Annotated in this window: 20 protein-coding genes, 1 tRNA gene and 1 pseudogene; 11 read left to right on the forward strand and 11 right to left on the reverse strand. The window is 57.0% G+C overall.

What is annotated here, in order from left to right:
* Positions 1-290: 290 nt before the first annotated feature.
* From GS636_RS21890 to GS636_RS21905, 4 genes are all read right to left on the reverse strand, one after another.
* A tRNA-Arg gene (locus tag GS636_RS21890) sits at positions 291-367 on the reverse strand.
* A 64-nt stretch (positions 368-431) separates the two neighbouring features.
* Positions 432-1,817, reverse strand: coding sequence for a HAMP domain-containing sensor histidine kinase (locus tag GS636_RS21895; RefSeq protein WP_171186684.1), 1,386 nt, complete (start codon positions 1,815-1,817; stop codon positions 432-434).
* 15 nt (positions 1,818-1,832) lie between these two features.
* A complete protein-coding gene (locus GS636_RS21900; protein WP_171672761.1) occupies positions 1,833-3,251 on the reverse strand; it encodes an NAD(P)/FAD-dependent oxidoreductase in 1,419 nt (472 codons plus the stop codon).
* 3 nt (positions 3,252-3,254) lie between these two features.
* Positions 3,255-3,986 carry a TVP38/TMEM64 family protein gene (locus tag GS636_RS21905; RefSeq protein ID WP_171092033.1) on the reverse strand — a complete coding sequence of 244 codons (732 nt, stop codon included), beginning with the start codon at positions 3,984-3,986 and terminating at the stop codon, positions 3,255-3,257.
* Positions 3,987-4,282: 296 nt separating this feature from the next.
* Here GS636_RS21905 and rpmH point away from each other — a divergent pair, with 296 nt between their 5' ends.
* The 11 genes and pseudogenes from rpmH to GS636_RS21960 all read left to right on the forward strand — a co-directional run bounded on the left by rpmH (position 4,283) and on the right by GS636_RS21960 (position 13,129).
* Positions 4,283-4,417 carry a 50S ribosomal protein L34 gene (gene rpmH / locus GS636_RS21910; RefSeq protein ID WP_005980833.1) on the forward strand — a complete coding sequence of 45 codons (135 nt, stop codon included), beginning with the start codon at positions 4,283-4,285 and terminating at the stop codon, positions 4,415-4,417.
* A gap of 25 nt (positions 4,418-4,442) precedes the next feature.
* Positions 4,443-4,868, forward strand: a complete 426-nt coding sequence (gene rnpA, locus GS636_RS21915) for a ribonuclease P protein component (RefSeq protein WP_171672764.1) — start codon at positions 4,443-4,445, stop codon at positions 4,866-4,868.
* The gene (yidD, locus tag GS636_RS21920; protein ID WP_171091944.1) at positions 4,865-5,110 is read left to right on the forward strand and encodes a membrane protein insertion efficiency factor YidD; all 246 of its coding nucleotides are present in this window, start codon (positions 4,865-4,867) and stop codon (positions 5,108-5,110) included. The genes rnpA and yidD overlap by 4 nt, the downstream gene beginning before the upstream one ends.
* Positions 5,111-5,166: 56 nt before the next feature.
* The gene (gene ttcA, locus GS636_RS21925) at positions 5,167-6,060 is read left to right on the forward strand and encodes a tRNA 2-thiocytidine(32) synthetase TtcA (protein WP_171672766.1); all 894 of its coding nucleotides are present in this window, start codon (positions 5,167-5,169) and stop codon (positions 6,058-6,060) included.
* 66 nt (positions 6,061-6,126) lie between these two features.
* A pseudogene (locus GS636_RS21930) lies at positions 6,127-7,662 on the forward strand (EAL domain-containing protein).
* Between the two features lie 126 nt (positions 7,663-7,788).
* Positions 7,789-9,618 (forward strand): membrane protein insertase YidC, encoded by a 1,830-nt coding sequence (gene yidC, locus GS636_RS21935; RefSeq protein ID WP_171186624.1) that lies wholly within the window; start codon positions 7,789-7,791, stop codon positions 9,616-9,618.
* Positions 9,615-10,352 carry an MOSC domain-containing protein gene (locus GS636_RS21940; RefSeq protein WP_171235901.1) on the forward strand — a complete coding sequence of 246 codons (738 nt, stop codon included), beginning with the start codon at positions 9,615-9,617 and terminating at the stop codon, positions 10,350-10,352. Before yidC ends, GS636_RS21940 begins: the two co-directional genes overlap by 4 nt.
* Positions 10,349-11,002, forward strand: coding sequence for a ribosome biogenesis GTP-binding protein YihA/YsxC (gene yihA, locus GS636_RS21945; RefSeq protein WP_171672769.1), 654 nt, complete (start codon positions 10,349-10,351; stop codon positions 11,000-11,002). Before GS636_RS21940 ends, yihA begins: the two co-directional genes overlap by 4 nt.
* A gap of 60 nt (positions 11,003-11,062) precedes the next feature.
* A complete protein-coding gene (argB, locus tag GS636_RS21950) occupies positions 11,063-11,926 on the forward strand; it encodes an acetylglutamate kinase (protein ID WP_171672772.1) in 864 nt (287 codons plus the stop codon).
* A gap of 22 nt (positions 11,927-11,948) precedes the next feature.
* Positions 11,949-12,635 carry a ferredoxin gene (locus tag GS636_RS21955; protein WP_171672774.1) on the forward strand — a complete coding sequence of 229 codons (687 nt, stop codon included), beginning with the start codon at positions 11,949-11,951 and terminating at the stop codon, positions 12,633-12,635.
* Positions 12,632-13,129, forward strand: a complete 498-nt coding sequence (locus GS636_RS21960) for a histidine phosphatase family protein (protein WP_171672777.1) — start codon at positions 12,632-12,634, stop codon at positions 13,127-13,129. Before GS636_RS21955 ends, GS636_RS21960 begins: the two co-directional genes overlap by 4 nt.
* Before the next feature lie 45 nt (positions 13,130-13,174).
* Here the strand turns inward: GS636_RS21960 and GS636_RS21965 are convergent, their stop codons facing one another.
* The 7 genes from GS636_RS21965 to GS636_RS21995 form a co-directional block, all read right to left on the reverse strand.
* Entirely contained in the window at positions 13,175-13,966 is a 792-nt protein-coding gene (locus GS636_RS21965; protein ID WP_171091963.1) for an amino acid ABC transporter ATP-binding protein, read from the reverse strand.
* A 12-nt stretch (positions 13,967-13,978) separates the two neighbouring features.
* Positions 13,979-15,277, reverse strand: coding sequence for an amino acid ABC transporter permease (locus GS636_RS21970; RefSeq protein ID WP_171672779.1), 1,299 nt, complete (start codon positions 15,275-15,277; stop codon positions 13,979-13,981).
* Between the two features lie 3 nt (positions 15,278-15,280).
* Positions 15,281-16,513: an amino acid ABC transporter permease gene (locus GS636_RS21975; protein ID WP_171672782.1), complete on the reverse strand. Its 1,233-nt coding sequence runs from the start codon at positions 16,511-16,513 to the stop codon at positions 15,281-15,283.
* Positions 16,514-16,636: 123 nt separating this feature from the next.
* Positions 16,637-17,653, reverse strand: coding sequence for an amino acid ABC transporter substrate-binding protein (locus tag GS636_RS21980; RefSeq protein WP_171186639.1), 1,017 nt, complete (start codon positions 17,651-17,653; stop codon positions 16,637-16,639).
* 205 nt (positions 17,654-17,858) lie between these two features.
* On the reverse strand, positions 17,859-18,566 hold the full coding sequence (locus tag GS636_RS21985) for an ATP12 family chaperone protein (protein WP_171672784.1): 708 nt from the start codon (positions 18,564-18,566) through the stop codon (positions 17,859-17,861).
* Between the two features lie 3 nt (positions 18,567-18,569).
* Positions 18,570-19,241 (reverse strand): HAD-IA family hydrolase, encoded by a 672-nt coding sequence (locus tag GS636_RS21990; RefSeq protein ID WP_171672787.1) that lies wholly within the window; start codon positions 19,239-19,241, stop codon positions 18,570-18,572.
* Positions 19,238-20,281 (reverse strand): RluA family pseudouridine synthase, encoded by a 1,044-nt coding sequence (locus tag GS636_RS21995; RefSeq protein ID WP_171672789.1) that lies wholly within the window; start codon positions 20,279-20,281, stop codon positions 19,238-19,240. Before GS636_RS21995 ends, GS636_RS21990 begins: the two co-directional genes overlap by 4 nt.
* Positions 20,282-20,375 lie beyond the last annotated feature (94 nt).

A 20,375-nucleotide genomic window follows, 5' to 3' on the forward strand; every position in this document is an offset into this window, starting at 1 on the left:
TCAGCAATCGCCCTCGCAGCACTCGTTATCTATTGGCTATGAGTCCTGACCCTAGTGGCCAGTTTTGATCAACCCAAACACTTATCCAAACCTTGATTTGTGTCCAAAAGATCGCGTGGAAACTCAAGGGCATATCACGGGTGCGATTTGATCGGATTTATCGAAGGCTGCGGAGAGAAATCGCGATGGTTGGAAACACAATCTACGTGCAGCCATTCAAATCGGGAGGCGGGTATGTTGGCGGGTAGCTGGTAAAAACCGCCATTTTTTCCAATGAATTCAAAGGAAAGTGGCGGACCGAGGAGGATTCGAACCCCCGACCCCTTGATTCGTAGTCAAGTACTCTATCCAGCTGAGCTATCGGTCCGCGTTGGTGAAGCGGTGTTTAGACCCGGTTCGTGGGACGTGCAAGTCGATTCTTCAAAAATTTTTCAAAAAGTCATGTCGCCACGTGGAAGGCTTATTTCGAACACTGTTCCTTCGGGTCCGGTGTGTTTCAAACTCAGGTCTCCACCATGTCCGCGCACAAGTTCCTGCGAAATTGCCAGTCCCAAACCCGAACCGCCCTTTCGAACTCCGCCCTGGAATGGTGTAAACAGGTTTTCGCGCGCTTTTGGTGGAAGACCCGGGCCTGTATCGCTGATTTCAATGCACCAGGTGTCTCCATATTCGCAGCCAGCAATTGTTACTCGCCCGGGTTTGGCAGATGCGACCAGTGCCTGACGCGCGTTGCGCACTAGGTTCATGATGACCCGGAACAATTGTTCGGGGTCTGCGCGGACAATCAGGTCATCTGGCACTTCGTTTACGATTTCAACGCAGGCATCGGCGACGGCAAGCTGCTCACTGGCTGCAACGTCAGCAGCAAGCGCCCGTACAGGAACCATCGTCAAGGTGGGCGCGGGTTCTTCCGCGCGCCCAAAGGCCAGCGTGCTTTCGCACAGCGACACAGCGCGGGTTATGGAGTTCACCAGTTTCGGAGCCATCCGACGAACCAAGGGATCGTCGCTGGATTCGATCCTGTCGGTGAACAGCTGTGCCGACGTTAAGATATTGCGCAGATCGTGACTGACTTTGGCAACTGCCCCACCCAGTTGCGCCAGTCTTTCACGCTGTCGCAACGCCTGTGTCAGATCCGTCTGCAGCATTTTCAGCGCCTCTTCGGCCTCGCGCAGTTCCGTCACTTTCGAGTTTGGCGAGATAATGCCCCGCGCGTCTTCGGGCGCGCTGGCGTAGCGCTGCATATATCCCACTACGCTTTTGATTGGCCGTACAAGCACCACCCGCACAGCCAGGAAAAGCAACGAAGCAGTGATTATCGAAATGACAAAGGAAAGGCCGAGGATACGCAGGCCGTAATCCACCATCGCCATGCGCAATGGGGCGCTGTCCGTGGTGACCTCGATCAAAAGCCCTGCGCCTTTGACGGGTTCGCCAATAACTCGAATGATCTCGTTTTCGGGCTTGAAAATCCGGCTCATGGCGTCACGGATCAAAACCCAAGGACCGGCATCGCGCAGATCGTATGTCTGGGTGATCGATTCCGGAATCGGCGAAGACAACATAAGCTGCCGAACTTCGTCACGACGCAACACGACGTTATATACACCGGCATTCGCCAGCAGTTCCGCCTCGAGGTCCTCGGCCAACATATCGTCTGCCAACAACGCCAATGAGGCAATCTGGGCGCGCTCCAGACGGTTCAGCAGGAAATCCTCGCGGAACCGAGCGATAGACGGGACAAAAATCAGGATTTCGGCCAACATGACGAAGACCGTCGTCAGGATCAGAAATCGGCCCGACAGCGAATTCAAAATGCGCCCCTCCTCAGGTCAGGGAATCCAGCGCTGGACGAACCTGACCACTCGTTTAACTGTCTGATTCTCAAACAGCCTTGGCGTGAAATAAGCACCCGCCACGCGTTTGTTAAGCTCTCCGATCGTCGGATAAGGCGAAACCATAGCGGCGATCTGCCCCATCTTCAGGTTATTGGCCAAAGCCAGCGACCACAAGTTGATCAACTCGCCTGCTTGATGTCCCACAATTGTGGCCCCGACAGGTCGGCCTTTAACAACCATGACTTTGATGAAGCCTTTTGTTTTACGCTCGGATATCGCCCGGTCGTTGTGGTGATAGTCAAACCGTGCAACTTCCAACCTGTTACCATGTTGGTCGCGGGCCTGTGCTTCGGTCATACCAACCTGCGCCAGTTCCGGATCGGTATAGGTCGCCCAGGGGATATGCGCGGTTTTGGCTTTGGACGGCAGGCCAAACAACGCTGAGCGAATAATGATACCCGCGTGGTACCCGGCCACGTGGGTAAACTGCAGCCCACCCGCAACATCACCGATCGCATAGACCTTGCGGTTTGTCGTCTTCAGGGCCTCATCAGTTTTAATGCCGGTCCGGGTGCGCTCAATTCCTGCCACTTCCAGGTTCAGGCGTTCAACATTGGCCTTACGTCCGGCCGCAATCAAAAGATGGGTGCCCCGGTGAATCTCACCGTTCTCGGTCACGACCTCTACTGTGCCTTCACCGCCACGGATCTGCGCCACCATGGCGTCTTCGTGGATGTCGACGCCTTCATTGCGCAACGTCTCCAACACCAGCGAAGCGGCTTCGGGGTCGTCTTTGCCCAACGCCTTCTGACCTTCTATGACAGTGACTTTGCTTCCTAGCCGTCGATGGGCCTGCGCCATTTCCACACCAATCGGGCCGCCGCCGATGATCAGCAGGTGATCCGGTCGCTCGCGCAGGTCGAAAATGGTTTCATTCGTATAGTAAGGAACCGTGTCCAACCCCGGGATTGGCGGCACCAAGGGCGAAGATCCGGTCGCAATCACGATTCGGCGCGCAGAGATCACGTAATCCCCCGCCTGCACTTGGTTGGAAGAGATAAAGGTGCCGTATTCGCGGATCACCTTGACGCCAAATCCTTCGAACCGCTCTTGGCTGTCCATCGGTTCGATCTGGGCGATAACGTTATGCACATGATCCTTGGCCGCCGCATAGTCGATCTGAGGAGCCGCATCCGCGATCCCGAATGCTGCAGAATGCGCCTGACCATAAGCAACCTTCCCGCTTGCAATCAGCGCTTTGGACGGGACGCAGCCGAAATTCAGACAATCGCCCCCCATCTTATGCCCTTCCAACAGAACGACATCCGCACCCATCTGGCTGGCTCCAGCTGCAACTGACAGCCCACCCGACCCGGCCCCAATGACCAGGAGGTCTGTTTTCAATTCGGTCATGGCTCAGCTGTCCTTATTTGCACGCAAGGCTTTGATAACAATGGGCAAAGCGGCCAGAACGCACAAGCCGATAATTGGCCCAATTACGAACGGCTCCCACAATAACGACACATCCGGGGTTTCACCGCGATCAAACACACCACCAAGACCGACACCAATCCACGTGTAGACTATCCCGCCCGGAATAATGCCCAGCGCCGTGGTGATCAGGAAATTGCGGAACTTTACGCCAACCAAAGCAGGCACCAGATTGGCCACAAAGAACGGAACAACCGGAACCAGCCGCAACAGGAACAGGACCGAGATCTCGTTCTCGCGTAGACCGTCTTTCAGTTTCTTGACCGTTCCTTCCGAAGATTCCAACCGGGCGGTCAGCGACTCACCCAACCCCCAGCGTGCAGCCAGGAAAATCGCCGAGGCTCCGATAGTTGCTGCTACAACGTTGAAAACCGTGCCCGCAAACAGACCAAACAGGAACCCACCCGTCATCGACGCCACCGCCGCCCCCGGTAACGAGAACGCCACAATGACGATGTAAATGGCGACAAAGGCAGCCACCATGACCCAATAGTGACCGTCCCGCCAAGCCAGCAAAGCCTCGCGATTGTCCCGCAGGGTTTCAAAGCTCAGATAGTCGCCAAGCGTGAAAAACCCCGCGACGGCAACACCAAGGATAACCAGCAAAGGAATATGGCGCGCAAACCCGCTGCGTGGCGCCTGGCTTGTTTCGGACATAAGGTTTTCCGGTTCTTTCTGCTTCATCTTGTGCTCAAGATGCGCTGCCGGGCGGTCCAGCAACAGGGGGATCACGGGGCCTTGATCTTTGCGGCCCCGAATGTGAGAGATTCCTTCGATATTTAGGTGTTTTGAAATCTTTTTGCCTTTGCGGTTACAGAATTGTTGCAAAAGGCGCGAAAACCCGGTTGTTGGGGTTTGACTTACCCCCCGCTTAGCAGTAGAGGACGGGCTTCGAACACTAGGGCCAGGCGAATCCGCGCCGCACCCGACCGCTATAGATTGGAGACGGAGCGATGAAACGCACCTATCAGCCTTCGAACCTGGTTCGCAAACGCCGCCACGGTTTCCGCGCGCGCATGGCCACCAAGGCCGGCCGCAAGATCCTGAACGCACGCCGCGCACGCGGCCGCAAATCGCTGAGCGCGTAAACCGCTCACCGATCAGGTTATGAACATGACGCCGCCGGAGGCCCCTGTGGATGGTAAACACCACCCCGGGAACATGCCCCCGGCGGCGTCCGTTTGTGCGCCGGTCTCTTTGACTGTTCTCAAAAATCGATCAGACTTCCTGAAAGCTGCACGAGCGCGGCGGCAAGGCACATCTTCCATGATGGTGCAGGCCCGTAAGCGCGCGCCCGACGAAGCCTGCGGCATTCGCGTTGGTTTCACCTGCTCGAAAAAAGTGGGCAACGCAGTCGCGCGCAACCGTGCAAAGCGCCGACTGCGCGAGGCTGCGCGGGCCATTTTGCCCGAGGCGGGCCGCGATGGCTGGGATTACGTTCTGATCGGCCGCGCCGAAGTCACGGCCAACCGCCCATACGACGCACTGTTAGGCGACTTGCGCTATGCATTGCGCAAGGTACACGCTTCGGGCAAATGACCCTTCTGTCCCATATCGTCGCCCTGCCCGTTCGGGCGTACCGGCTGATCTTCAGCCCCTGGGTTGGGTTTAACTGCCGTTACCAGCCAACATGTTCAGCCTATGCCCTTGAAGCGCTGGAGAAACACGGTGCGATCAAAGGGACATGGCTGGCCGCGCGTCGGATCGGGCGCTGTCATCCGTGGGGTGGCGACGGTTATGATCCGGTCCCCGACTCCGATACCTCGACTGACAAGGACTAGACCCGGCGTTCAGTGACCATCTTGCCCGGTTGCGCCATCTGCTGTAGGGGCAGCGCATGTTTGATGATGCAGACGATATCCACCCGCTGTTTGCTGGCGCGCCCTCGACCACCGAGTTCAAGAAGCTGCGCAAACGCATCGTGCGCCAAACCCGTGAAGCGATCGAGCAATACGGGATGGTGGACCCGTCAGCACATGACAAAGACGGCAAACCCCCGCGCTGGTTGATCTGCCTGTCAGGCGGCAAGGACAGTTACACGCTGCTGGCCGTTCTTTATGAACTCAAATGGCGCGGCTTGCTGCCCGTCGATCTGCTGGCTTGCAACCTGGATCAAGGCCAACCCGGCTTTCCCGCGACAGTCCTGCCAGAGTTTTTGGATCGCATGGGTGTGCCACACCGGATCGAGTATCAGGACACTTATTCCGTTGTGATGGACAAGGTCCCGCAAGGCCGAACCTATTGCGCGCTGTGTTCACGCCTGCGCCGCGGCAACTTGTATCGCATCGCGCGGGAAGAAGGGTGTTCTGCCGTCGTACTGGGCCATCATCGCGACGACATTCTTGAGACGTTCTTCATGAACCTCTTCCATGGCGGCCGCTTGGCCACCATGCCGCCAAAGCTGGTGAATGAAGAGGGCGATCTGTTCGTCTTCCGCCCGCTTGCCCATGTCGCGGAAGCCGATTGCGAGAAATTCGCCAACGCAATGCAATACCCGATCATCCCCTGCGACCTGTGCGGCAGTCAGGACGGGCTGCAGCGCCAACAGGTGAAACAGATTCTTGATCAATGGGAAAAGAACAGTCCCGGTCGGCGTCAGGTCATGTTCCGCGCGTTAACAAATGCGCGTCCTTCGCATCTTTTGGACGCAAAACTGTTTGATTTCCTTAACCTTTCAATAAATTCTGACGAAAAAACTACTATCTCGGATGGAATTCCACAGCTGCGTTAACGACTGACTCAGACTGGTTTCTTAGGCTCGGTGGCGTGTCATTCATGCCCAAGGCCAAAAAGCACGATGAGGAACCACTCTACCTTCGACCGTTTCATTCAATCATTGAAACCCATTCTGAACGGCCCAGCTGCACTTGCGTTTATTCCGGCACTCAGTCTGGGCGCATTCTGGCTTGGGGGCGAACGCGCCTTGGTTTCGATGGCATTTGGCCTGCCTCTGGCCGTCGCCGGGCTCGGGGCGTTTTCGAACACCCGGTCCAGTCATCGACGCAGGTCTGCAACTGGGCTTTTGTCAAACGATCACTTTGCATCCGCGCTGAACGAGGTGTTTGCCGAAACCCGTCGCACGGGTGAAGACTCCGCGTGTTTTGCCGTGGTTCTGGATGATTACACCGCGTTGCTCGATCTTCACGGGCAGGCCGCCGCGAACCATGTCGCGCAGCAATTTTATGCACGTGTCATGTCCATGATCCGCACCAGCGACTGTGCAACGCAAATTGGCGAAAACAAGATGAAGGTGGTCCTGCGCCCTAAGCGACAACTGGACCTTGAGACCTGCATCCAGATGTCAGGCCGAATGCAATCGGCCATTGAAGAACCTATCATGCTAAATGGTACAGGCGTTTATATGTCATGTCCCATCGGGATCTGCTTGAGCAGTAGCTTCCCTGAAGGATTGGCCATTGACTGGCGTGACGCTGCAAACAATGCCTTGCTTGAGGCACAGCAAGACGGGCCATCCACGATACGCGCCTTTTCTTCCGCGACCCGGCGGCGCGCTCTGGTGCGCACCAATCTGCGCAAAGAATTTGAAACCGCCTTGGACAGCGGCGAAATTCGCCCATGGTTTCAGCCACAAATTTCGACCGATAACGGGCGCGTTACCGGTTTCGAAGCGTTGGCCCGGTGGGAGCATCCCCAAAAGGGGATTCTGGGGCCTAAGGTCTTTCTGCCGTTTGCCGAACACGCCGATCTGATGGGTCGGTTGGGGCAGACCGTGCGGTATTATGCTTTTTCAGCTATGCGCAACTGAGATCAGTCCAGTTTTCATGTACCGCGTATCGAGGTCAATTTCTCTTCCGATGAATTGCGAGACCCGGACCTGATCGACCGCTTGAAATGGGAGCTGGATCAATTCGACCTGACGCCCGACAGGCTGGCTGTCGAAGTGCTTGAAACCGTTTTCTCTCGTCGACCAGACGATGTCATCACCCGTAACGTCACCGGATTGGCTGCAATGGGGTGCTGCATTGATTTGGATGATTTTGGAACCGGCCATGCATCGATCGCGTCCATCAAGCGGTTTCACGTGTCGCGCATAAAGATCGACCGGTCCTTTGTCACTAAAGCCGATCAAGACCCCAGCCAACAGCAGCTTGCCAGCGCCATTCTGACCATGGCTGAACGCTTGAATCTGGAAACGCTGGCCGAAGGCGTCGAAACCCCGGACGAGCATGCACTCATGGCGCAATTGGGTTGCGATCACGTTCAGGGCTTTGGCATTGGCAAGCCCATGCCTTTCGAAAAAACCAAGGGCTGGATCACTTCATATCGCAACAAATTGGATGGTGTGCCCAAAATTGGACGGGAAACAGGTTAATGAACACTGAATTGAGGCAAAGAAGACCAGTACGTGACGAAATGACGGGCGATTCCGCTTGACCTTTGGGCCCGCACTCTGTTGAACCCTGCGGGTGTCTTTCACTGCTCAAGGTGGCTGTCCCCGATGGACGATCAGAACAAGAACCTCATCCTCGCAACTGCGCTCAGCTTTCTCGTGATCCTGGTCTGGTTTGTGCTGTTCCCTCCGCCGGAACCGACACCCGCACCGGAACAGGCTGAAATTACCAGCGCCGAAGGCAATGAGGTTCAGGCTCCAAGCGCTGCTGATACGGGCACTGTAGGAGAAGCAACTGCGGCCGCGACGGAAGCAGAGCCCGAGGCCCAGGCGCCACGGATCAACATCGACACGCCGCGCCTGACCGGCAGCCTTTCACTGGCTGGTGGGCGCATCGATGAGCTGTCGCTGAAGGACTACAAGGTCTCTCTGGCAGACGATTCTCCAATTGTCGAACTGCTGTCGCCGGTGGGGACCGAGTCAGCTTATTATGCCCTGTACGGCTGGGCCCCCGGTGCTGGCCTAAGTGGCTCGGACGTTCCCGGCCCCAACACCATCTGGTCCGTTGAGCAGGGCGAGACCCTTGGCGTTGACAGCCCTGTGACGCTTGTTTGGGACAATGGTAACGGTCTGACCTTCCGCCGCACCATTTCGGTGGATGAGAACTATATGTTCAGCGTTACGCAGTCGGTCGAAAATGCCACCGAGGCCGAGGTTGGAATGGCCCCTTATGGCATCCTGGCGCGCCACGGCATCGGCGAAGACGGTGATCTGCCTGGTCTGAAAAACTTCTTCATTCTGCATGAGGGTGTTATCGGCATGGCTGACGGCACCCTTACAGAAGTGGACTATGGCGACGTACGTGATTTCGACATCGATCCTAACGAGCGCGCGCAGGCCGAGGTTTATCAGGTCAAGGAAAACGGCTGGATCGGATTTACCGATCACTACTGGATGACCACTCTGATCCCCGACCCGGGATCCGCATTCAAAGCGGCGGCCAAATATGACTCGCGCCGCAAAATCTATCAGACAGAAACGGTTCTGCCGACGCTGACCGTAGCGCCGGGTGCGACCGAGCAGGTCTCAACACGCCTATTTGCCGGTGCAAAAGAATGGGAAGCCATTCAGGAATACCAGTCTGAAGGTGTTCAGAAATTCATCGACAGCATTGATTGGGGCTGGTTCTTCTTCCTGACCAAACCAATCTTTTGGCTGCTGCACAACATCAACGTGCTGATTGGCAACATGGGTTGGTCGATCATCGGCCTGACGCTGATCATCAAGGCGATCCTGTTCCCGCTGGCGTTCAAGTCCTACGTCTCAATGGCGAAGATGAAGGAACTGCAGCCGCAGATGGAGGCCCTGAAAGAGGCCGCTGGCGACGACCGTCAGAAGATGCAGCAAGGCATGATGGAACTGTACAAGAAGGAAAAGGTGAACCCGGCAGCGGGCTGTTTGCCGATCCTGTTGCAGATCCCGATCTTCTTCTCGCTGTATAAGGTGATCTTTGTCACGATCGAACTGCGTCAGGCCCCCTGGTTCGGCCCGTTCCAGGATCTGAGCGCGCCGGATCCGACCTCGATCTTCAACTTCTTTGGCTGGCTGCCCTGGGCCGCACCCGCGCCCGAAAGCTTCATGGCGCTGATCTTCATCGGTATTCTGCCGCTCTTGCTGGGTATCTCGATGTGGCTGCAGCAAAAGCTGAACCCGGCACCAACCGACGCTACACAAGCGATGATCTTTGCCTGGATGCCTTGGGTCTTCATGTTCATGCTGGGCGGTTTCGCCAGCGGTCTGGTTGTCTACTGGATTGCGAACAACACGATCACGTTCACGCAGCAATATCTGATCATGCGCAGTCAGGGCTATACCCCGGACGTGTTCGGGAACATAAAGTCCGGCTTCAAGAAGACGCCGAAGACGGACAACAAATGAGCGGCACAGTCTCAAACCTCTGGCGTCACCCGATCAAAAGCCATGGTCGAGAAGCGCTGAGCCAAGTCACAGTCATCCCCGGGCAGACCATGCCCGGGGATCGCGTTTGGGCGGTGGCTCATGAGGCGGCCAAGACAGATGGTTCGGACTGGGCTCCTTGTTCGAATTTCAGCCGCGTTGCAAAGGCCCCCGAGCTGGCGGCGATCTCGGCCGAGTTGCTTGAAGAGCAAGTGACACTCCGCCACCCCAACCGACCTGATCTGCAATTTGCGCCGGATACCGAACAAGAGGTTTTTCTGGATTGGGTGAAGCCGTTGATGCCAGCGGACCGCGCAGCATCCGCCCGAATTGTCCGGGTTCCAGGACGTGGCATGACGGATAGCGATTTCCCATCCATCAGCCTGTGCAATATGGCATCCCACCGCGCGGTAGAGCAAAAGCTAGGACAATCGCTGTCCACCATCCGCTGGCGCGGGAACATCTGGTTTGACGGTCTGCCCTTGTGGGAAGAGTTTGACTGGCTGGGGCGCGACGTCCGCATTGGGCAGGCCGTGTTCCGTATCCGCGAACGCATTACCCGCTGCATGGCCACCACCGCCAACCCTGACACAGGCACGCGAGACGCGGATACTCTGGGTGCGCTGAGCAATTGGGGCCATCAGGATTTCGGTGTTTACGCCGAAGTCATTCAGGGTGGTGAAGTCCGCCTGAATGATGAGGTGCGCGTGCTATGACATCGCTTCCGTTTCCACTGGCTGAAGAGCCGGATGATTTTTCCAAAGAACGCGGGCGCAAGCTGTTTGCGGGCCCTTCTGAATTTGTCAAAGGCGTGGTCGCCATGAACGGCCTGCCCGCACCCGATCGGCTGGAGGTCTGCTTTGCAGGCCGGTCAAATGTCGGCAAGTCCAGCCTGATCAACGCGTTGACCGGCACCAAGGGTTTGGCGCGCGCCTCAAACACGCCCGGTCGCACGCAAGAGATCAACTTTTTCACCCAAGGCCCCGAGCTTTATCTGGTGGACTTACCCGGCTATGGCTACGCCAACGCCCCGCTGAAAGTGGTGGAGAAGTGGCAAAAACTGCTGAAACAGTATCTCAGTGGTCGCAAGACCTTGCGTCGCGCCTTTGTGCTGATCGATGCGCGCCACGGCGTGAAACCGGTTGATGCCGAGATCATGAAACTGCTAGACACCAGTGCCGTGACATTTCAATGCGTTCTGACCAAGTCGGACAAGGTCAAGGCCAAGGAACGCGAAAAGGTGCTGGACCAAACACGCGCCGCCCTGTCCAAACACCCCGCAGCATTCCCGGAAATTGTGCTGACGTCTTCCGAGAAAGGCGACGGTATCGCAACCCTGCGGTCCATCATTGCGCATCTGGAATAGCTTCACACTTGGCAGGGCCGGACAAAGGCCCTAACACAGGTCTCCAAAGGGACTTTAGCCATGAAGACAAGAGATATGAACCGGGACTGGATCGCCACCGCAGCCACACTCAACAGCGCTCTGCCCTATCTGCAGCGCTACGACGGGGCCATTGTCGTCATCAAGCTGGGCGGTCACGCGATGGGCAGCGATGAGGCGATGGAAAGCTTTGCCCGCGACGTGGTTCTGATGCGTCAGGTTGGGGTTAACCCCGTTGTTGTGCATGGGGGCGGTCCGATGATCAACTCGATGCTGGACAAGCTGGATATCCAGTCCGAATTCGTGAACGGCAAGCGTGTAACAGATACGGCCACCGTTGAAGTGGTCGAGATGGTTTTGTCCGGGTTGGTAAACAAGCGCATTGTCCAGGCGATCAACGATCAGGGCGGCTCGGCAGTTGGCCTGTCTGGCAAGGATGCAAATCTGATGGTTTGTGACCAAACCGACGCATCGCTGGGGTTTGTTGGCACCCCTGCCGAAATGAACCCCAAAATCCTGCAAGACCTGTTCTCGCATGACGTAATCCCGGTGATTGCTCCGTTGGGCGCAGGTCGCAATGGTGAAACATTCAACGTCAATGGCGATACGGCGGCAGGTGCAATTGCTTCGGCCCTGAAAGCAGACCGTCTGCTGCTGCTGACCGATGTCTCGGGCGTCAAGAACGCCGCCGGAGATGTTGTGACCGAACTCAAGGCCGGACAAATTCGCGAAATGACCCGCGAGGGCACGATTGCAGGCGGCATGATCCCCAAAACTGAAACTGCTCTGGATGCCTTGCACAGCGGCGTCCGGGCCGTGGTGATCTTGGACGGGCGCGCGCCGAATGCTGTATTGCTTGAGCTGTTCACGGAACACGGGGTCGGATCGCTGATACGGCCGGACTGACCCGTTTGAGGAAGGGAAAAACATGTCCAATCTTGCGCAGCCTTCCTCTGACCAAAATGCAGTATCCTATGACCACATCGTTGAATCGGCTCATCGTGAGGGGCTGATTGTTATGGGGGCTCTGCATCCCCGTAAGACAGACGCCAAACAGCTTGATACAGGCACGCTGGTCCTTTTGGGGGCCGGAGGGGACTTTTGGCGAGCCTTGAAGGCATCCCCCGAGTGGGGTGCCCCGGACCCGGTTGACCGTTGGTCGACCAGAGTGATTGGTGGGATGGCCCAGAAACTTGGTGCCGAAGTCTATTTCCCTTTTGGCGAGCCGCCTTATGCCCCTTTCATCGACTGGGCCCTGAAATCGGGGCGGACCTTCAGCAGCCCGGTGGGTGCATTGGTGCACGATACCGTTGGCATGATGATCTCATATCGCGGTGCACTACATTTTAACGACGAATTCGACATCCCGAACACAACCGGGCAATCCCCTTGCACCACTTGTGACGCGCCCTGCACGCGAACCTGCCCCGTCGGAGCCCTGAACGCGCAAGAGTTCTATGACGTTTCGGCCTGCCACAGCCATTTGGATACGTCCCAAGGACAGACCTGCATGACTGGTGGGTGTCTTGCCCGGCTTGCCTGCCCTCTTAGCGCGGGCGCGGGGCGTACATCAGAACAGTCAGCCCATCACATGAGGTCGTTCCACCCGTCATGACCCGCACATTGATCCTGACACGCCACGCCAAATCCAGTTGGGAAAACCCGATGCTGGACGACCATGCGCGTCCACTGAACAAGCGCGGGCGCAAGTCAGCCCCCGCAATTGCCAAATGGCTGCGCGTTCATGGATGGGCGCCGGACGAAGTACTGAGTTCAACCTCGGCCCGAACTCGCGAAACCTGGGACAGGATGGGCATGACAGCTGAGCATGTCCGCTTTCAGGATGCGCTTTATCTGGCGAGTCCCGACCAGATGTTACGCCAGCTGTTTGATGCGAAGGGTCAAACCGTTTTGATGCTGGGACACAATCCGGGGATTGCCCAGTTCGCGCAGCAATTGGTTCAGGATGCCCCGAAACATCCGCGGTTTCTGGATTATCCAACCTGCGCGACAACCGTCATAGAATTTGACGTTGACAGTTGGGCCGAACTTCAAAGGCACAGCGGGACGGTTCTTGGCTTCGTCATTCCGCGCGAATTGCCGGAATAGAAAAAGGCGGGGCAACACCCCGCCTTCCTTTTGGTTTCAACTCGCTTAGTGACCCAGAATCTGGCTGAGGAACAGCTTGGTCCGTTCGCTCTGTGGGTTGTTGAAGAACTCTTCCGGTTCGTTCTGTTCCACGATCTGGCCGGCATCCATAAAGATCACGCGGTTGGCGACCTGACGGGCAAATCCCATCTCGTGGGTCACACACAGCATGGTCATGCCTTCTTCGGCCAGTTCGATCATGGTGTCGAGCACCTCTTTGATCATCTCGGGGTCCAGCGCCGATGTCGGTTCGTCGAACAACATGATCCGCGGCATCATGCACAGCGAACGGGCAATCGCCACACGCTGCTGCTGACCACCGGACAACTGACCGGGGTACTTCAAAGCCTGATCGGGGATCTTCACCTTCTCAAGGAAGTGCATCGCGCGCTCTTCAGCCTCTTTCTTGGGCGTCTTGCGCACCCAGATCGGGGCCAGCGTGCAGTTTTCCAGAATGGTCAGATGCGGGAACAGGTTGAAGTGCTGAAACACCATGCCAACCTCAGACCGGATCTTGTCGATGTTTTTCAGGTCATTCGACAGCTCGATCCCGTCCACAACGATCTTGCCCTGCTGGTGTTCTTCCAGCGCGTTCAGGCAGCGGATCAGCGTGGATTTACCCGAACCCGACGGGCCCGCGATAACAATCCGCTCGCCCTGATTGACGGTCAGATTGATGTCGCGCAGCACGTGGAACGAGCCGTACCACTTATTCATGCCGTTGATTTCGATGGCGACCTCGTCGCTCACCTGCATTTTGGAGCGGTCGATTTCGCGGTCAATTGCAAGTTCAGACATGTGTTGAACTCCTTAACGATGATCTGTGGCAAGGCGACGCTCGAGCCACTGAGAATATTGAGAGATGCCGTAACAGACGACGAAGAACAGAAGCGCGGCAAAGCCCAGAAGCTCCCAATAAACGCCGTTCCATTCGGTCGACGCCAGGATGGGACCCCGGATCATGCCCACCAGATCGAACATCGAGATGACCGATACCAGTGTGGTGTCCTTGAACAGGCCCACGGCCACGTTCACGATCCCGGGGATCGAGATCTTCAGAGCCTGCGGCAGGATGATCAGCCGCATCGCCTGCGGGTAATCCAGACCCAGACTGTCTGCTGCTTCGTATTGTCCACGCGGAAGCGCTGCCAGACCGCCGCGGATCACCTCGGCGATATAGGCTGCTGAGAACATGGTGATCATGATCACAACACGCAGGAACAGGTCGACTGTGCTGTCAGGCGGGAAGAAATACGCCAGCATCACCGAAGCCACGAACAGCAGCGTGATCAAAGGCACGCCACGGATGAATTCGATGAAGATAACACAGACCCACTTGATCAGCGGCATGTTCGACTGACGACCCAAGGCCAGCGCGATGCCCAGCGGCACCGACAGAGACACACAGGTCACACCCAACATCATGTTCAGCATGAAGCCACCCAGATCACGGCTGGGAACAGCTGTGAGCCATGCATTCTCGGATGCGCCTTCGGGGATCAGTGCTCCGCCGACGTTCCAAATGACCAGCGCAGTCACGATGGCGCCAAAGAACCCGGCAGCGAAGCTGTTGTTGCCCAGCTTCTGGAACACAGCACCCGCAGCGATGAAACCAACCAGTGCCACCAGAGGAACCAGGATCGTGCCCCCCCAGATCAGCCAGAAGGCCACAAACGGATAGACCGCAGTGAACAGCAGCATCTTGCGTGGCAAGTCAAAGAACAACACCGGAGCAAGGGCGACCAGCATCAGCACAAAGGCCAGGTTCGGTCTCCAATAAGCTTCGGCAGGGTATTTGAAGCCATAGATCAGCTGGGGCCAGCGTTCCGTCAGAACCGCGAAACAGGCACCAGTCTTGCCGTCTAGGATTTCACGACATTCCGCCAAAGAGTTGGCATTCCACACCCCGTTCAAAATCCAGGGCAACGTGTTTTTCAACAGAATGTAGATCAGCACCAGCGACAGCACCGTCAGGATGGTGTTTGTCACGCCCGAGAAGAGGTTCTCGCGCAGCCATTTGACCACTCCGACTTCATTTGCCGGTGGCGGTGAAGGCGGGATAGTGCCTTCGGCCACAAAGGCGATCGGGTTTGTTGTTTGATCACTCATGGCTCAGCGCTCCTTCAACTTAACGGAGGCGTTGTAGATGTTCATCCCCATCGAAATCAGCAACGAAGCTGTGAGGTAGAACAACATTAGCAACAGAACGCACTCGATCGCGCGACCGGTCTGGTTCAGTGTAATGCCGCCTAGGGTCGCGGTGATATCCGCATAGCCAACGGCAATTGCCAACGACGAGTTTTTGGTGATGTTCAGATATTGCGAAATCAGCGGCGGAATGATGACCCGCAGCGCCTGAGGCAGAACAACAAGGTTCATAATCCGCCCTGGACGCAGGCCCAACGCGGCCGCAGCCTCGGTTTGGCCTTTGCTGATCGCCTGAATACCCGCGCGCACGTTCTCTGCGATAAATGCGCCAGTGTAGATAGACAGGGCAAACCACAGCGCAATCAGCGGACCGCCAACCTTGATGCCACCACTGAAGTTGAAGCCTTTCAAAGCGGGAATATCCCAGGTCAGGCCCATGATCAGCATCAACAGAGCAAAAGGCACCAGCCAAACAGCCAGCTTGACTAAGAACGTTTTCGGGCGTTCACCTGTTGCTTCTTGTTTTAAAGTAGCCCGTTTTTCGATCTCTCGCGACGCGAACCACGAGCCGATCAGAACAACGATGACCAGCAACCAGTTCAGAATGGTCGCGCCAAATAGCCCGTTTGCGAACACAGGGCGCGGAATATAGACACCCCTGTTGGTAAAGGCGAAAGCATCGAACAACATGCTGGATGTTGCATTGTCACCCCGGAACGCGCGCGGTCCCGGCAACACGGCAGTCATGATGGTGAAGATGATGATGATCCAGATCAGAACCGGAATATTCCGGAAGATCTCGACATAGACGGCCATCAATTTGGACACCAGCCAGTTGTTCGAAAGCCTCAGAACACCCGCGATAACGCCGAACACCGTAGCCGTAATACACGCCAGAAAGGCGACCAACAGCGTGTTGAGAATACCAACAACCGCAGCACGCCCATGGCTGGACTGGCTGTCGTATTCAACCAGACGCTGGTTGATGTCATACCCGGATGGGTCGCCTAGGAAAGAGTAGGAAATGTTGAGCCCAGCGGCCCGGAGGTTCTGGATCAGGTTATTACCGAGATACCAGATGGAAAGCGCAATAACGATCGCCGCGATCACCTGAAACGTCAGGGAGCGATAGCGGGTGTCGTTAATGAGCATGGACAACCGAAAGTCAGCTTTCGGTGGATCAGTCATAGTCGACATATTTTGAAATCCCCGTAGCGTGCGGTTTTATTTGTCTTGGCGGGTTTGTCCCCGCTCTGCATGTTCCCGCAGCTCTTTGATGTGAAGAGGGCGCAGGTTGCCCTGCGCCCTTCTCCGTAGGTTTTAGCGGAACGGCGGCGAGTACAGCAGGCCGCCTTCGGTCCACTGTGCGTTCAGACCGCGTGCCAGACCAATCGGTGTCTCTTCACCGATGTTTTTGGCGAATACTTCACCATAGTTGCCACCCGCTTTGATGGCTTTGGCCGCCCAGTCAGCGTCCAGACCCAGCATCTCACCCAGAGTACCTTCGGTACCCAGCAGGCGGTTGATTTCCGGGTTGTCGGTGCCGGCGCTCAGCTCATCGATGTTGGCCGAGGTCACACCCAGTTCTTCTGCAGTGATCAGCGCGTTCAGAGTCCAGCGCACAACGTCACCCCACTCGTGGTCGCCGTGACGAACCAGCGGGCCCAGAGGCTCTTTCGAGATGATTTCGGGCAGCAGAACGTGCTCGTCCGGTGCTTCAAACGTGGCGCGGGTTGCGGCCAGGCCAGATGCGTCGGTGGTGTAAACGTCACATGCGCCGGCCAGATACTGCTGCTGCGCTTCGGCGTTGGTTTCAATCGGAACCGGCTCGTAGCTGATGTTGTTCGAGCGGAAGAAGTCCGCCAGGTTCAGCTCGGTTGTGGTACCGGTCTGGATGCAGACGGTTGCGCCATCCAGTTCCTTGGCAGAGCTGACGCCCAGCGCCTTGGGAACCATGAAGCCCTGACCGTCATAGTAGTTTACGCCGGTGAATTCGAACTTCAGGTCGACGTCGCGGCTGAAGGTCCAGGTTGTGTTACGGGCCAGCATGTCGATTTCGCCAGAAGCCAGCGCGGTAAAGCGTGTCTTACCGGTGGTGGGAACAAACTCAACAGCGTTTGCATCGCCCAGAACAGCAGCAGCAACAGCACGGCACAGCGATACATCAAAGCCTTGCCATTCACCATTTGCGTCGGGTGCAGCAAAGCCAACCAGACCGGTGGTCACACCACAGTTCAGCTTGCCGCGCGCTTTAACGTCGTCAACGGTCCCTGCCGCGGCTGCGCCAGCTGCAAGACCGGCAATCGTTGCCGCGCCCAAGATTACGGATTTTTTCATTTTTACCTCTTCCTGATTTTCCACCTCTTACGAGGCGGCTCTGCCCGGCAAGTGGATGCCGGAAAGGTTACCCCAAAGGTGTCTCCCCTTTAGTGGGACTGAGTTTGGGCGTATTCATAAACAAACGTCAAGGGGCCGATCATCGAAATCGATGGTTCATGCACCAAGGTCTTTTAACATTTGCCCAAATATCAGGAAATAAGGCTCAAACCGACATATCAAAGAAGCGTTTTGCGTGCAAAAACGCGATCCTTTTGGTTTCGGCAACCGCATGGGCCTCGTCATCATGACCCCATTGTTCGATCTGCCACGTTTCGTCCAGTCGCGAAATGCGCCATATCTCGTCCGGTTCGCGCCAATCCATGGCTGCGGCAAAGCCGAGAATCAATGACCCTGACAAGCTGACCAGGTCGTGGAAAGCCGCCAGTTGAAACGAATCCAACGCGTGAACGCGCGCGCGCAGTGTCTCAAGAGCAGGGTCAGCTTGCGGTATGTGCAGCACCCCAGCGACCGGCACCAGACGCGCCGACAAGGTTGCCGCGGCCCAGTCAAGGGCGGGGTCCCATTCGGCGCTTTGGCGGTTTTGCAGCTCTTGCGGGTGCGTCGCCCGGTAACACAGCAGATCTGAATCACCGTAATCGGCCAGCATGTCCGCCACCTCGGCGTGTTGAATGCGCACTTTGTCGATTGCAGCATTGGCAGAACGGGTGAACGGCATTGAGGCTGGATCAACCTCTTTGTCCTGTGCGTCCCATTCAGCAGCAACGGCGTCGGCCATGGTGCGGGTCGGCAGGACCAAACCTTCTTTGGCAGGTGTTTTGACGCGCCGACCGTCCAATTCAACCGTAAACCCGCCATCAGTTTCAACAACGGCACTTTCTTTCCAAAAGCGTTTTGGTTTCCAGTCGCTCATTTCCTAGTTCCATATTCCAGCCAGCGCCGTGGGCAACTGGTCAAACGTCTCGATTAAACATGTGGCCGAAGCCAAAGCCGGGCGATCATGGTATCCCCAGGTCACCCCAATTCCTCGCACACCCGCTGCGGCAGCCATATCCATGTCAAAGCTCGTGTCGCCGACCATCACAGCACAATCCGGATCAACACCGGTTTCCAACAAAGCGGTTTGCACCATCGAAGGGTGCGGCTTGGAGGGGTGATGATCTGCAACCTGGCGTGTGACGAAGTAAGCCTCCAACCCGTGCGCCTCGATCAACGCATCAAGACCGCGCTGCGATTTTCCGGTGGCTACTCCCAAAAGCACTTCGGGCACTGCGTGTAACGCTTCAATCGCCTCACGTGCGCCGGGATAAAGCGGTGAACTGGCCGCCCCCAGATCCAGCCGATGTGCGTGGTAAGCCTCTTTGTACCCTTCGACCAGATCACTCTGGACCAAGGATGGTTGATCCGGTGCCAGTCGCGCAATGGCGTGTGGCAAGGACAGACCAACAATCGAAAGGATCGCGTCGCGCGACGGGACAGGCACCGAAGCCGCCTGAAAGCTGGTTGTCATGGAGTGAACGATACTGCCCTGACTGTCGACCAATGTGCCGTCGACATCAAACAGAACCAGCCGCAAAGGTGCGCTCATTGCAGATCCTCAAACGGATCGTCAGCAGCCAGATCTTCGGTCCACCCGAACGTATCCCAGCTGTGCTTCATATGATTCGGCAAAGGTGCCGTGACTGTCACAGGCTTGCGGGTCATCGGGTGTTGAAACGACAGTCGCCGGGCGTGTAGGTGAAGCTTTTTACTAATGATCCCGCCCAGTTGAGCGCCCCAGCCGTCGCCAAGGTTTTCCTGACCCGAGCCGCCGTATTTACCATCCCCGATAATCGGATGCCCTATCGCAGCCATGTGGGCCCGCAGCTGATGCGTACGTCCGGTGATCGGCTCCATTGCAACCCATGCAGCACGGCCGGCGACACGGTAGAGAGTCGCGTAATGCGTATGCGCGCGTTTGGCGCCCGGCGTGCTGTCGATCTCGTTCATATGCACGGGGATCATCTTTTCGCCTTCGCCGTGCTTGCCATGACCCGGTGCTTTGACAAGACCCGTCTTGATCTCACCCAGGTAGGGAGTCGGAACACCGGCAACCAGTGCCCAATAAATCTTGCGTGTGTCGCGGTGGCGGAAAGCGGCCGTCAGACCCTTGGCGGCCTCACGCGTGCGGGCCAGCAGCAGAACCCCTGTCGTATCTTTGTCCAGGCGATGGACCAGGCGCGGGTTCTCGTCATAGCCGAACCGCAGAGCTTCGGACAGGCTGTCGACATGGCGGGTCTGCCCGCTGCCGCCCTGAACCGGCAGGCCCTGCGGCTTGTTGAGCGCCAGAATGTGATCATCGCGGTAGATCACACAGGACTGAATCATCATGGCATCGGCATCCGAGATACGATGTTTGACCTCAGCCGGTTTATGATCCGCGTCAGGCAAAGGCGGCACACGCACCACTTGCCCAACCTCCAGCCGGGTCGAGGCTTTGGCGCGGCTGCCATCGACACGCAGTTCACCCTTGCGGCACATCTTTTCAATGCGGCCCTGACTGACATGCGGAAACAGACGGCGCAGCCAGCGGTCAACGCGCTGATCGCCATCCCCTTCAGCGACTGTAATCATCTGTACGCCACTCATGCCATTATCCCTTGCACCGCGCGGGTGAGCCGCCCGGATTGCACCTTTGTCCGTGTCCCAGAAATCATGGGCGTCTGTCGCGCGCAATGCACCA

This window comes from Ruegeria sp. HKCCD4884, from assembly GCF_013110855.1.
Lineage (GTDB): Bacteria > Pseudomonadota > Alphaproteobacteria > Rhodobacterales > Rhodobacteraceae > Ruegeria.

Excerpts from the sequence above, each read along its gene's own strand:
- GS636_RS21900 (WP_171672761.1), bottom strand. The coding sequence starts at position 3,251 with ATGACCGAATTGAAAACAGACCTCCTGGTCATTGGGGCCGGGTCGGGT.
- GS636_RS21905 (WP_171092033.1), bottom strand. The coding sequence starts at position 3,986 with ATGTCCGAAACAAGCCAGGCGCCACGCAGCGGGTTTGCGCGCCATATT.
- rpmH (WP_005980833.1), top strand. The coding sequence starts at position 4,283 with ATGAAACGCACCTATCAGCCTTCGAACCTGGTTCGCAAACGCCGCCAC.
- rnpA (WP_171672764.1), top strand. The coding sequence starts at position 4,443 with ATGACGCCGCCGGAGGCCCCTGTGGATGGTAAACACCACCCCGGGAAC.
- yidD (WP_171091944.1), top strand. The coding sequence starts at position 4,865 with ATGACCCTTCTGTCCCATATCGTCGCCCTGCCCGTTCGGGCGTACCGG.
- ttcA (WP_171672766.1), top strand. The coding sequence starts at position 5,167 with ATGTTTGATGATGCAGACGATATCCACCCGCTGTTTGCTGGCGCGCCC.
- yidC (WP_171186624.1), top strand. The coding sequence starts at position 7,789 with ATGGACGATCAGAACAAGAACCTCATCCTCGCAACTGCGCTCAGCTTT.
- GS636_RS21940 (WP_171235901.1), top strand. The coding sequence starts at position 9,615 with ATGAGCGGCACAGTCTCAAACCTCTGGCGTCACCCGATCAAAAGCCAT.
- yihA (WP_171672769.1), top strand. The coding sequence starts at position 10,349 with ATGACATCGCTTCCGTTTCCACTGGCTGAAGAGCCGGATGATTTTTCC.
- argB (WP_171672772.1), top strand. The coding sequence starts at position 11,063 with ATGAAGACAAGAGATATGAACCGGGACTGGATCGCCACCGCAGCCACA.
- GS636_RS21955 (WP_171672774.1), top strand. The coding sequence starts at position 11,949 with ATGTCCAATCTTGCGCAGCCTTCCTCTGACCAAAATGCAGTATCCTAT.
- GS636_RS21960 (WP_171672777.1), top strand. The coding sequence starts at position 12,632 with ATGACCCGCACATTGATCCTGACACGCCACGCCAAATCCAGTTGGGAA.
- GS636_RS21965 (WP_171091963.1), bottom strand. The coding sequence starts at position 13,966 with ATGTCTGAACTTGCAATTGACCGCGAAATCGACCGCTCCAAAATGCAG.
- GS636_RS21970 (WP_171672779.1), bottom strand. The coding sequence starts at position 15,277 with ATGAGTGATCAAACAACAAACCCGATCGCCTTTGTGGCCGAAGGCACT.
- GS636_RS21975 (WP_171672782.1), bottom strand. The coding sequence starts at position 16,513 with ATGTCGACTATGACTGATCCACCGAAAGCTGACTTTCGGTTGTCCATG.
- GS636_RS21980 (WP_171186639.1), bottom strand. The coding sequence starts at position 17,653 with ATGAAAAAATCCGTAATCTTGGGCGCGGCAACGATTGCCGGTCTTGCA.
- GS636_RS21985 (WP_171672784.1), bottom strand. The coding sequence starts at position 18,566 with ATGAGCGACTGGAAACCAAAACGCTTTTGGAAAGAAAGTGCCGTTGTT.
- GS636_RS21990 (WP_171672787.1), bottom strand. The coding sequence starts at position 19,241 with ATGAGCGCACCTTTGCGGCTGGTTCTGTTTGATGTCGACGGCACATTG.
- GS636_RS21995 (WP_171672789.1), bottom strand. The coding sequence starts at position 20,281 with ATGAGTGGCGTACAGATGATTACAGTCGCTGAAGGGGATGGCGATCAG.